The 12185-nt window shown below is 55.4% G+C and carries 14 protein-coding genes and 1 tRNA gene; 8 read left to right on the top strand and 7 right to left on the bottom strand.

The features are described from left to right. The first annotated feature begins 16 nt into the window (after positions 1-16). The 8 genes from mutY (at position 17) to H8S59_RS22750 (ending at position 6891) form a co-directional block, all read left to right on the top strand. Positions 17-1084 (top strand): A/G-specific adenine glycosylase, encoded by a 1068-nt coding sequence (mutY, locus tag H8S59_RS22785; protein ID WP_187522883.1) that lies wholly within the window; start codon positions 17-19, stop codon positions 1082-1084. Continuing rightward, positions 1081-1353, top strand: a complete 273-nt coding sequence (locus H8S59_RS22780; protein ID WP_027901312.1) for an oxidative damage protection protein — start codon at positions 1081-1083, stop codon at positions 1351-1353. The genes mutY and H8S59_RS22780 overlap by 4 nt, the downstream gene beginning before the upstream one ends. A gap of 101 nt (positions 1354-1454) precedes the next feature. After that, a tRNA-Phe gene (locus H8S59_RS22775) sits at positions 1455-1530 on the top strand. A 302-nt stretch (positions 1531-1832) separates the two neighbouring features. Beyond that, on the top strand, positions 1833-2285 hold the full coding sequence (locus H8S59_RS22770; RefSeq protein WP_187522882.1) for a hypothetical protein: 453 nt from the start codon (positions 1833-1835) through the stop codon (positions 2283-2285). Between the two features lie 7 nt (positions 2286-2292). Continuing rightward, positions 2293-3033, top strand: a complete 741-nt coding sequence (locus tag H8S59_RS22765; protein ID WP_187522881.1) for a DUF1828 domain-containing protein — start codon at positions 2293-2295, stop codon at positions 3031-3033. A gap of 253 nt (positions 3034-3286) precedes the next feature. Continuing rightward, the gene (locus tag H8S59_RS22760) at positions 3287-3766 is read left to right on the top strand and encodes a hypothetical protein (protein ID WP_187522880.1); all 480 of its coding nucleotides are present in this window, start codon (positions 3287-3289) and stop codon (positions 3764-3766) included. 431 nt (positions 3767-4197) lie between these two features. After that, a complete protein-coding gene (locus H8S59_RS22755; protein WP_187522879.1) occupies positions 4198-5730 on the top strand; it encodes an amidase in 1533 nt (510 codons plus the stop codon). A 783-nt stretch (positions 5731-6513) separates the two neighbouring features. Next, positions 6514-6891 (top strand): hypothetical protein, encoded by a 378-nt coding sequence (locus H8S59_RS22750; RefSeq protein ID WP_187522878.1) that lies wholly within the window; start codon positions 6514-6516, stop codon positions 6889-6891. Positions 6892-6941: 50 nt separating this feature from the next. Here the strand turns inward: H8S59_RS22750 and H8S59_RS22745 are convergent, their stop codons facing one another. The 7 genes from H8S59_RS22745 to epd all read right to left on the bottom strand — a co-directional run bounded on the left by H8S59_RS22745 (position 6942) and on the right by epd (position 12024). Continuing rightward, the gene (locus H8S59_RS22745; protein ID WP_187522877.1) at positions 6942-7469 is read right to left on the bottom strand and encodes a hypothetical protein; all 528 of its coding nucleotides are present in this window, start codon (positions 7467-7469) and stop codon (positions 6942-6944) included. 228 nt (positions 7470-7697) lie between these two features. Beyond that, on the bottom strand, positions 7698-8762 hold the full coding sequence (gene fba / locus H8S59_RS22740) for a class II fructose-bisphosphate aldolase (protein ID WP_027901305.1): 1065 nt from the start codon (positions 8760-8762) through the stop codon (positions 7698-7700). Between the two features lie 117 nt (positions 8763-8879). Beyond that, a complete protein-coding gene (locus H8S59_RS22735) occupies positions 8880-9200 on the bottom strand; it encodes an MliC family protein (RefSeq protein ID WP_187522876.1) in 321 nt (106 codons plus the stop codon). Between the two features lie 53 nt (positions 9201-9253). Beyond that, entirely contained in the window at positions 9254-9451 is a 198-nt protein-coding gene (locus H8S59_RS22730) for a hypothetical protein (protein WP_095092693.1), read from the bottom strand. 90 nt (positions 9452-9541) lie between these two features. After that, positions 9542-9766, bottom strand: coding sequence for a hypothetical protein (locus H8S59_RS22725; protein ID WP_095092695.1), 225 nt, complete (start codon positions 9764-9766; stop codon positions 9542-9544). Between the two features lie 28 nt (positions 9767-9794). Beyond that, entirely contained in the window at positions 9795-10958 is a 1164-nt protein-coding gene (locus H8S59_RS22720; RefSeq protein WP_095092697.1) for a phosphoglycerate kinase, read from the bottom strand. 16 nt (positions 10959-10974) lie between these two features. Continuing rightward, a complete protein-coding gene (gene epd / locus H8S59_RS22715; protein ID WP_095092699.1) occupies positions 10975-12024 on the bottom strand; it encodes an erythrose-4-phosphate dehydrogenase in 1050 nt (349 codons plus the stop codon). Positions 12025-12185 lie beyond the last annotated feature (161 nt).

Below are 12185 nucleotides of genomic sequence, written 5' to 3'. Positions count from 1 at the left end.
TCAAACCGGATCAGCAATGCAACCCGAGCAATTCTCCAGCGCTGTGCTTGATTGGTATGACCGCCACGGGCGACACAACCTGCCCTGGCAGCAAGGCATCACGCCATATAGGGTCTGGGTGTCGGAAATCATGCTGCAGCAAACTCAGGTCAGCACCGTACTCAATTACTTCGATCGCTTCATGGATGCCCTGCCCACCGTGCAGGCACTGGCCGAAGCGCCTGAAGACGAAGTGCTGCATCTGTGGACCGGCCTGGGTTACTACACCCGGGCGCGTAACCTGCAGAAAACCGCGAAGATCGTGGTTGCCGATCACGATGGTGAATTCCCTCGCGATGTGGAAAAACTCATCCTGTTGCCCGGCATCGGCCTGTCCACCGCCGGGGCCATTGCCAGCCTGAGCATGGGCCTGCGCGCGCCGATCCTCGACGGCAACGTCAAACGCGTTCTGGCGCGCTTTACGGCGCAGGAGGGTTATCCGGGCGAGCCCAAGGTCGCAAAACAGCTGTGGGCCACCGCAGAGCGCTTCACACCCCATAAGAGAGTCAATAACTACACCCAGGCGATGATGGATCTGGGTGCAACGTTGTGTACTCGTAGCAAACCGAGCTGCTTGCTATGCCCGCTTGAATCCGGCTGTGAAGCGCATTTGCTGGGTCTGGAAACTCGCTACCCTGTCCCCAAACCGCGCAAGGAAATCCCGCAAAAGCGCACCCTGATGCCGATGCTCGCCAACCGGGACGGCGCGATTCTGCTTTATCGCCGCCCATCTACCGGATTGTGGGGAGGACTCTGGAGCCTGCCGGAACTGGATGACTTCAACGACCTGCAGCATCTGGCAGTGCAACACTCGCTGGAGCTGGGCCAACATCAGGAACTGCCGGGGCTGATCCATACCTTCAGCCACTTCCAGCTGAGCATCGAACCCTGGCTGGTCAGGGTCGAGGAGTCAGCTCATCACGTGGCCGAGGCCGACTGGCTCTGGTATAACCTCGCCACCCCGCCGCGCCTGGGCCTCGCTGCCCCGGTGAAGAAGCTGCTGAAACGCGCAGCCGACGTATTGAACGCAGGAGAGTCGTCATGACCCGCACCGTAATGTGCCGCAAGTACAAAGAAGAATTACCAGGCCTGGAACGCGCCCCTTACCCCGGCGCCAAAGGTGAAGACATCTTCAACCACGTTTCGCAAAAAGCCTGGGCCGACTGGCAGAAACACCAGACCCTGCTGATCAACGAAAAGCGTCTGAACATGATGAACGCCGAAGATCGCAAATTCCTCCAGACCCAGATGGACAAGTTCCTGTCGGGCGAAGAATACGCGCAAGCCGAAGGCTACGTTCCCCCCGAGAAATAAAGCGTTTCAAGCAGTGCGGGTCGTAAGCGACGGTAATAATTCAGATTTTTTTAAAAACATGCTTGACGACCCCCTGAAAAACACGTCTAATGCGCCCCGTTGCCCAGATAGCTCAGTCGGTAGAGCAGGGGATTGAAAATCCCCGTGTCGGCGGTTCGATTCCGTCTCTGGGCACCACTAATTGATTTCAGGTGGTGCGAGCATCACCTGAAAAATAAAGAAACCCGCCTAGTGCGGGTTTTTTTATGGCTGCGATTTGCTGTCTGTAAATCGTAAAGCCTCACTCCTGCTACGCCCTGCCTCTCCCTTTCAACCCCTCCTCACCCTATCGGGAAAAGCCACACGCCAGAAACGGAATGGACTGACAGCAAAACCCGGTCGTGCTCCGTATTCTGCCGGCCAGATTCATCGTCGCCCAATTCAATTAGCGAGGGTCGAGCTGCAACCAACTATCGATATCGGTCCAGAGCATCAAAGAAATGGATGACATTGAGTTAATCAGGATGCGCAAATCTTATGCAGGCGAGCTTTCATTTGAAGGGAAGGAAACCAACCTTGCCTTCAAGGTAATAGCGTTCCGCCCAGTCGATGAAGACGGGTTAAGCATTCCGGGCTTGACCATTGAAATCCACTTGCGAGTGGGCCTGACTGCGGACCGGTGCAAATATACGTTCACACTGTTCCGGCTGAGCAGGCAGAAAAAGCGGCGCATCTACCAATTGGAAGTCGTGCCAAGAGCCAAGCGATCACACAATGGTCCGCCCCGGCTTTTTGGCCCGCACGAGCACCTTGGAGAAACCGAAATCCTGCCTGTACAAAGCGATATGGACTGCACAGACTACGTCGGATGGTTGGAGTTTTTTTGCACTAGAGTGAATCTCGCATTGGACGCGACGATGCCCTACCCATTTGGTGACGATAATGGAATGTAACTGGCTGATGAATAATCTGGGTTTTGAATGCAGGTCTGTTCAGGGACGGCATCACGGATCTGTGCTCGAGGTCGACACCTCATTCTCATTCTCAGATGGTGAACCGGTTGCGTTCTACGTAATTGAACACGGTAATGCGTTGGTGCTTAGTGACAATGGCGACACTCTTGCGCACCTGATGGGAGTTGGCCTTGCTGTCGGCGACAAGCGTCGCTGGGCATCGATTCGTAACCGGCTTGAGCTTTTTGAGATGGGTATCAGTGACGACGGAGAAATCAAGGCGTCCGGCCCCAAGGATGATGCGCCCAGGCTTATCGCTCGCTACCTTGAGGGCATTCTTTCTGTCATTAACTATGAGAGGGAATCGCTCTGCGCACCGGTCGACACCAATACCTTCATTGACGAAGTCGCGATGCTGTTACGCCAATGGAAACCGAACGCTAGACTCACGCTAAATCCCAAGGTTCGAGGCATGTCACAACGCGAACATCACTTTGATTTTCAACTCGACAATTTGCTGGTCGATGCCATCAACCCGAACGCTAACGCCACAGGCAGCGTGATGCGCAAGGCCGGTGATGTTATCAGCAGCCCATACTCCGGCGGTCAGGATCTATTGGTTATCATTGACGACCGGATTGACAGGGCGCTAGCCACTACGGAATGTGGAATCGTTTCGTCGCTAGTGAAAGCTGTTTTGTTTACCGAGCTTGAGAAAAGGGGGCCATCCTCAGAGGCACAGCACTAGCGACTTGAGCACAAAGCTCCTGCTCAATGAACGCGGCTGACGCACATCGCGACAAAGTAACGCGCCCTCAACGGACAGCTTTAAGTCGATGCCGTCTGGCAGGCTGCGGCTTCGCTCCAAGTGAATGAACGCTAGCGCCGCCAGCACCGAACTCTACTGCGGGCGAACACCGTAAACACAAGCCTTGGTGATTCACACAGTTCTGCGCTTCAATAGCGGCCTGTCATCAATCGCCGCAACAGGACTCATGCTCATGGCTTCGCCAGACAAGCAGCAAAAACGCGCCCAACGGGCGAAAGCCAAGGCCAAGCAGAACCGCTCGCAAAAGCCGGGCAAAAAAGTGGTGCACCCGATCTTTGCATCGCCGCTGGTTGACCAGCCGTTTGATGACGTTGAAATCGATCTGAGCGAGTTCGACTTTAAGGACATTGTGGAAAACGGCTTCGACCCGGCTGACTTCCAAGAGCTGTTCGATGCGATGTTCGGCGCTGAGAAAATTAGCCAAATGGCGATGTGCGCAGTGTTCCTGCAATACCCGGTGCTGGCACTGGTGATCTCCGAAGAAGATGAAGAGCAAGCCACTGACTTTATGATGGGGTTACTGGTCACCTACCGCGCGATTGTCTATGGCGAAGATGAAGATACCGCAATCGAATGGATGGGCAGCCAAGCCTTTCAGGCGGATTACAACGAAGCGTCACGGTTGCTGGTCGCGCGCGACCAAAAGGCATAGCACTAAGACACCACCGTCCGTGGGAGCGGCTTCAACCGCGAGCAGCATTCCCCACACAGCATGTGGCGTTGCAATTAACGCCCTCCCGGCTAAAGCCAGTCCTACGGTTACTTGCTCAATCCGTAGGAGCGGCTTTAGCCGCGAGCGGCACTCACACCATTGCATGCAGTGTTGCAATTGACGCCCTCCCGGCTAAAGCCGGTCCTACGGTTACTTGCTCAATCCGTAGGAGCGGCTTTAGCCGCGAGCAGCACTCACACCATTGCATGCAGTGTTGCAATTGACGCCCTCCCGGCTAAAGCCGGTCCTACGAAGTAGTGCAGCACCAGCCCATGCTAAAAAAGCAATAAATCATTCTAAAACTTGAAATTGTGGCAAGCCTCGTACTGTTCTAGATTCGAGGCAACCATCACTGTTGCCAGGTATCTCGAATGCGCCGTCCAGATGAACTCGTGGAAAAAACCGCCGTTGAGTTGCGCCGCCTGATTGGCAGCAAGCAGATTTCCCCTGTGGAATTGATGGACGCGTGCATCGAGCGCATCGAGCGGGTGAATCCCTACGTCAATGCCGTGACCGCCACCTGCTTCGATCAGGCCCGGCAGCAGGCCCGTGAAGCCGAGCAGGCGGTGTTGTCAGGGCAATCACTGGGCTTGCTGCATGGCCTGCCGATTGGCATCAAGGATCTGGAGGCCACTGCGGGCCTGCTGACCACCTATGGCTCACCGCTTTATCGCAATAACGTACCAGCCAAGGACAATGCACTCGTCGCCAGACTTCGGGCTGCCGGGGCGATTGTTACTGGCAAGACCAACGTTCCGGAAATGGGCGCAGGTGCCAACACACGCAATGACGTCTGGGGCGCTACAGGCAACCCGTTCAACCCTGAACTGAACGCCGGAGGCTCATCCGGTGGCTCGGCTGCTGCGCTGGCCGCCGACATGCTGCCGCTGTGCAGCGGCTCGGACACTGGCGGCTCATTGCGCATCCCCGCCGCCAAATGCGGCGTGGTGGGCCTGCGTCCGTCTCCTGGCCTGGTACCCAGCGAACGACGTCTGCTGGGCTGGACGCCCATTTCGGTCGTCGGCCCCATGGGACGCACAGTGGCTGACACCCTGCTGCAATTGCAGGCCACAGCCGGGTTTCACGTCAGCGAGCCGCTGAGCTACGAGGTTGATAAAAACCTGTTCAGCGCCTTGCCTGACGTAGACCTTGGCACCTTGCGGGTTGGCTACACCGAAGACTTCGGTTGCTGCGATGTCGATGACGATATCCGTCAGGTATTTCGTCGAAAAATGGCTGCGCTACGACCGCTGTTTCGCAGTTGCGATGAAGTGCAAATGGAGCTTGGCGAAACCGATCGTTGCTTCGACGTATTGAGGGCTGAAAGCTTTGTCGCAGGCACCCGCGACGCGTATCTGCGAGACCCGAACTCCTTGGGTGAAAATCCCCGTGCCAACTATGAAATGGGTATGCGGATGACCCTGGAAGACTGCGCATGGGCCGCGACGGAACAGACCCGAATCTATCGCCGCTTCCAGGCGCTGTTCGAGGATTACGACCTGATCCTGTCGCCCACCACGCCTGTGTCGCCCTTCCCTTGGCAAGACCTCTACCTGAAAAGCATCAATGGTAAAGAGCTGGCGAATTACTACCGCTGGCTAGCCCTTACCTATGTCGTCACGCTGGCGACCAATCCGGCCCTGTCGCTGCCCTGTGGCGTCGACCACAAAGGCATGCCGTTCGGACTGCAAGTGGTAGGCGCATTCCGCGCCGACGCCTACCTGCTGGCGTGGGGCGAACAGATCGAACGGGCGACGCAGAGCAACCCGGAACTGCAACGCCCGAGGCCGGATATCGACAAGCTGATGCAGAGCCGGATTGACCTGAAATCCATCATCACGGCGCCGCCGCTGGCTTCGGGTGAGACAGGGACATTGAGTACAACCGAGGCGTCATCGGTTTAAAACGTGGGATCGGCTTTGGCGGGGAAGAGGCGGCACAGATAACGAATGATTTCTGACCGAACTACTACCTTCTCGGCTGGTGCCGATCCCATTACACCCATGTGCTTGCCCCCGATAAACGTTCCAAAGACGCGGCGTGTCGGGCAAACAGCCTCGCCAACAAGTTGGCTCCTACCGGGGTGTGCGAGCTCCATGTAAATTAAGGTCATCCCCAGCCCTGTGGGAAGGTCTACGGCTGACTGCCAGCACAATTCCCGTGGGAGATTCTATGGTTGTCTTCAAGCTTGATCTTGTAGGACCGGCTTTAGCCGGGAGAGCGGTATTTCTGACGAAGAAAATTTAGCGAATGTACCGACGCACTCCCGGCTAAAGCCGGTCCTACTGGATTGTGGAACCTGTGGGAGCGAATTCATGCGCGAAGGGGTCGGTGCCTCGCAGCCTATGTGTCGCCTGAAATATAGCCCTCCCGAATAAATTCGGTCCTACCAGTCCTTCGCTGTTTCAAACAAATAAATCACGCCTCAATATCAGCCTGCAAAGGTCACTTTCGCGTGCGCACTATCCGTTCGGATAAACTTTCAGTTTAAGGGTTGATTTTTTAATCAGAAAAAGATTACGTGCAGTCACACCTCAAAAACGGAAAAGAATAAATACATGTAAGAAACATCCTACAAATAACGCTTCACATCAAAGAACTTTCCTACCTGCGGAATAAATTTCCCGCGCGGATTCGTTCGAATTCAATAACACAACTTCAACCGACTTATATTAAGCGAGAACATTATGAAAAAGACATTATTGGCATCCCTTGTCATTCTGGCACTGGCGTCACAAGCTGAAGCTGCTTGTTTGACTATCAGCAATCCATACTCAGGGGTTATCCCTGCAAATGACACCGTGGTTTCCTATGGACCGGTTACAATCGCCAATGGACCGACCTGCCGTTCGGTTTTGATCGTATCCAAGGTTCGATCCGCAAATGGAGGTTTTGCCCCGGTGATGCAAATTGAAAAACTGGAGGGCGGGCAGTGGCAGGAAATAGCCAAATCTTCCAGTGGACATATCGGACAGACTACAACGGCGGGCACTTTCAGGATCAGGCATGAAAATCCTCTGCAGACACCTTGGGCTTACAGCGGCAGCGTAGCCATAACACGATAAACTGCCTGTCAATGCGCCAGAGCAAGGGCGAAGGCGCATTGATCTGCAGGTCATGCCTGCTCGTTGATCGAGGGAAGGTTCTGTGCAGTTTTTATCAAATACGACAGTGCAGCCACCACGTGATTCGCATTACCAAGGCCACCCAGAAGGTGAGTTGCATGTCTATCATTCTTCAACCCCTCCTTGGCGGAAAAGTTAATATGATTTTGAAGTTGCTCGTAAATCAGGGGAATAGCGTTGAATTTCACGTCGCGATTTCGTGATTGCCCGTCAAATCCTGAATCCATATTTCCTTGAGACAAATATGAATACACAGTGTCATCGTTCAAACCTAGATTATTCAGCCCCGCACATAAACTACTCAATTCCCGCGTACTGATTGAAGTCATATCCAACCCCTCGAGAAGCGACTTGAGACCGTCGAGATCCACAATCCCGACATTCCTCATGATTTCTCGCGCAGCCTCATCATCCTTTACCGTGTATTCGTTCTCTACCATCTCTGGTTGTTTTATTTTAAATACATACTCCATTGGTACATAGGTAATTGAGCCTGCACCGCTGATATTAATAGCCATCTTCATTTCCTTATTGAGACAGTTCACTATCTATATCGGCAAGAGAGTAATGCAGGCACAGTTATATATCAGCCAATCTGAGTGCCGGACTGGACAAAGATGTAACCTAAGTTTCCTGGCAGCGTTAAAGCACACACACTCTCATCGACAAGGAAACGACCTCTCAAACGCGCCCCACAAAAAAGCCCGCATCACTGCGGGCTTTTTCAATGCTCAATCAACCATCACTCAGTTGATCTTGGCATCCAGTTCGCCGCGAGCGTAGCGCTCGAACATCGCGTCCAGTGAAACGGGTTTGATCTTCGAGGCGTTACCAGCGGTGCCGAACGCTTCGTAGCGAGCGATACACACGTCACGCATGGCCGTTACCGTCTTGGCCAGGTACTTACGTGGGTCGAACTCGCCCGGGTTCTTGGCCATGAACTCACGGATGGCACCGGTGGACGCCAGACGCAGGTCGGTGTCAATGTTGACCTTGCGCACGCCGTGCTTGATACCTTCAACGATTTCTTCAACCGGTACGCCGTAGGTCTCTTTGATTTCGCCGCCGTACTGGTTGATGATTTTCAACCACTCTTGCGGGACCGAAGACGAACCGTGCATGACAAGGTGAGTGTTCGGGATGCGCTTGTGGATTTCCTTGATGCGATCAATCGCCAGGATGTCACCGGTAGGCGGCTTGGTGAACTTGTAAGCGCCGTGGCTGGTGCCGATGGCGATAGCCAGCGCATCAACCTGAGTTTTCTTGACGAAGTCAGCAGCTTCTTCCGGATCGGTCAGCATCTGGCTGTGATCAAGCATGCCTTCAGCGCCAACGCCGTCTTCTTCGCCAGCCATACCGGTTTCCAGCGAGCCCAGAACACCCAGCTCACCTTCAACCGAAACGCCACACGCGTGAGCGAAGGCAACAACGCGACGAGTCACTTCAACGTTGTACTCGTAGGTGGTCGGCGTTTTGCCGTCCACGCCCAGCGAGCCGTCCATCATGACCGAGCTGAAGCCCAGCTGAATCGAACGCTGGCAGATATCAGGGCTGGTGCCGTGGTCCTGGTGCATGACCACCGGGATATGCGGGAATTCTTCCACCGCTGCCAGAATCAGGTGACGCAGGAACGGCGCGCCAGCGTATTTACGGGCACCGGCCGAGGCCTGAACGATCACCGGGGAATCGGTCTTGTCGGCCGCTTCCATAATGGCGCGCATTTGTTCCAGGTTGTTCACGTTGAAAGCTGGGACGCCATAACCGAATTCGGCTGCGTGGTCCAACATCTGGCGCATGCTGATAAGTGCCATTGTCTGTCTCTCTCCCGGTAGGGTCGTTATCGTGCAAACCTGCCGTAGCGGCGGCTGCTATTCAAGTTCTACGCATGAGCCTTGAGGCTATGCGGATGGATCATCGGTGCAGCCTGTTCAACCTTTCTTGCAACCGCGCCCGATCAAATCATTGGTAGCGTCCCAGTACACCAGGCCTTCGTCGCCCTTGTTCTGGAAAGCCAGCACGCCATTGCTGTACAGCGATGGCGACCCAGGCTCGGCAGTCAGCCGAAAGACCTGATCGCTTTCATTCAGACGTACATCGACTTCGGTCCTGGCCTTGTCAACGTACCGCCAATGGACCTGAGCCTTGCTGTCGCAAACCCAGCTTGTCCAGGTGTTACCTGTTTCTGGAGCCTTCATGCTGGCGCAACCACCAAGCACTGCAAATGTCGCAAGGGCAATCAAGCCTTTCATTACTTCTCCTGGCCTGCCCCGGGAAGCGGGGCGGATGCCAGTCGCTTCAACCTTCAGGGGCAGTTCTGTTCCTGATTCCGATCATCGGCCGGCTCACCCGTAGCCAGCGCTTCAACCCGTTGAGAACTCTGGGTCGTCGGCACGTTTACGGAAGCCGGGCTGAACACTTCACAAGCCTTGCCACTCGGGCCAGAACTGCTGCATCCGGCAAGCATCACACAACTCAACAGGGCAACGGCGGCGATCTTCATGATGAAATTCCTTGTTCAGAAAGGGTTATCCACCCTTAAGTGACCACCGCTGGCCCGAGATGTTGCCAAACTCATCCCTGCAATCAATCCTTAACGACAGGCCACAGGCCCGAGGTTAGGCATGAACTCATACTTGTCCAGCACCGCTTCACCGCCGCGCTTGTAGATCACCGGCACGGTTTCGGCCTGCCAGTTCGCTTGATAGCAGCTCAGTTGAACCAGCGCCGGCTCACGCACAACCTCTTCGGCTTCCGGCTTGCTGGAGCAGCCAGCGAGCAGTGCGGCAATGATGAGCAGTGGTAACGGCCTGAGCATTTCATTTCCCTTTTGCAAAACCTGATCCTCAGGCCTTGGCACGTTGTTCCAGAACTTCCACGGCTGGCAGGACTTTGCCTTCGACAAACTCCAGGAACGCCCCGCCACCGGTAGAAATGTAGGAGATTTGATCCGCTACGCCATATTTGTCGATCGCTGCCAGAGTGTCGCCACCGCCTGCGATGGAGAACGCCGAGCTTTCAGCGATTGCTTTAGCCAGGGTCTTGGTGCCTTCGCCAAACTGATCGAACTCGAACACACCCACCGGACCGTTCCACAGAATAGTCTTGGAAGATTTCAACAATTCGGCGAAGTGCGCTGCAGTTTGCGGGCCGATATCCAGAATCATGTCGTCATCAGCAACGTCGGCAATCAACTTGACTGTCGCAGTTGCACTTTCAGCGAATTCTTTGGCGACCACTACGTCAACCGGCAATGGCACGCTGACCTTGGCAGCGATTTCACGAGCAGTGTCCAGGAGGTCCGGCTCGTACAGCGATTTGCCGACCTTGTGACCAGCCGCAGCGAGGAACGTGTTGGCAATGCCGCCACCGACGATCAACTGGTTGCAGATGGCACTCAGGCTGTTGAGTACGTCGAGTTTGGTAGACACCTTGGAACCGGCAACGATAGCGGCCATGGGCTGGGCCGGTGCGCCGAGGGCTTTGCCCAGCGCTTCCAGCTCGGCAGCCAACAGCGGGCCTGCCGCAGCGACTTTGGCAAATTTGGCAACGCCATGGGTCGAGCCTTCGGCACGGTGGGCCGTACCGAAAGCGTCCATCACGAAGACGTCACACAGGGCAGCGTATTTCTGCGCCAGCTCGTCAGCGTTCTTTTTCTCGCCCTTGTTGAAGCGTACGTTTTCGAACAAAACGATATCGCCCGCTTTAACGTCGACGCCGTCCAGGTAATCAGAAACCAGTGGCACTTCACGGCCCAGAGCCTTGCTCAGGTATTCAGCGACCGGCTTGAGGCTATTCTCGGCAGAGAATTCGCCTTCCGTTGGACGACCCAGATGCGAGCAGACCATCACGGCAGCGCCCTTTTCCAGCGCGAGCTTGATGGTTGGCAACGACGCCAGGATACGCGCATCACTGCTGACTTTGCCGTCCTTGATCGGGACGTTCAGGTCTTCGCGAATCAATACACGCTTACCTTGCAGGTCGAGCTCGGTCATCTTCAACACGGTCATGAGTGAATCCCTGTTTTTAATATTGTGGGTCTGCGACGCGCAAAAAGTGCTCAGCAACGTCAAGCATTCGATTGGCAAAACCCCATTCGTTATCGAACCAGGCCAGCACGTTAACCAGCCTCGGGCCGGAAACTCGGGTCTGACTCGCATCAACGATGGCCGAATGAGGGTCATGGTTGAAATCACAACTGGCGTGCGGCAACTCGGTGTAGGCCAACAGTCCTTTCAACGGGCCACTGGTAGCGGCCTCGCGGAGCAGGCGGTTGATCTCAAGAGCATCGGTATCACGCGCAGTTTGCAATGTGATATCGAGGCAGGACACGTTTACCGTCGGCACGCGAACTGCTTTGGCCTGAATTCGGCCCGCAAGTTCCGGAAGCAGCCGTTCAATACCCCGCGCCAGACCAGTGGACACCGGAATGATCGACTGGAAAGCCGAGCGCGTGCGGCGTAAATCCTCATGGTGATAGGCGTCTATCACCGGCTGGTCATTCATCGCCGAGTGGATCGTAGTGATGGTGACGTATTCCAGCCCGACAGCCTGATCCAGCAGGCGCAGCAAAGGCACGCTGCAGTTGGTGGTGCAGGATGCGGCAGAAACCAACAGCTCGCGCCCAGTCAGCTTCTGCTGATTGACGCCGAACACAATCGTGGCGTCTACGTCGGCTTCGCTGGCCATTGGCTGGGAAAACAGCACCCGTGGCGCGCCAGCGTCAATGAAACGCTGGCCGTCTTCACGGGTGTTGTAGACGCCTGAACATTCGAGCACCAGATCAACTTCCAGCGCCGCCCAGTCAACGCCTTCCGGCGTCTCGCTGCGCAGCACTCTGATCTTGTGATCATTGATGTGCAGGTATTGCCCTTCGACCCGCACTTCGCCGGGAAACCGGCCGTGTGTGGAGTCAAAGCGAGTGAGGTATTCGAGACTGGCCATATCGGCCAGATCGTTGATGGCAACCACTTCAAACCCGGCTTTCGCTCCCCGCTCGCAAAGCGCGCGCACGACGCAACGTCCAATACGGCCGTAGCCGTTGAGTGCAACTTTGTAGGGGCGGTGCTGGGGCATGGGGTTCTCGATGAATCACCAAAAAACTGTTGAGGTACACATTATGTGGGAGCGGTGCTTGCCCACAATAAGGTCAACACGGTAATGGAGACCGAGTTGAATCTATCGCGGGCAAGCACCGCTCCCACAGGTTTCGCCACAACAGGCTACATCGCTATCAG

The sequence above is a fragment of the Pseudomonas folii genome (genome assembly GCF_014357575.1).
GTDB classification, from domain to species: domain Bacteria; phylum Pseudomonadota; class Gammaproteobacteria; order Pseudomonadales; family Pseudomonadaceae; genus Aquipseudomonas; species Aquipseudomonas folii.
Note: the sequence above shows the minus strand (reverse complement) of the source record. Positions and strands in the feature narration are given on the sequence as shown.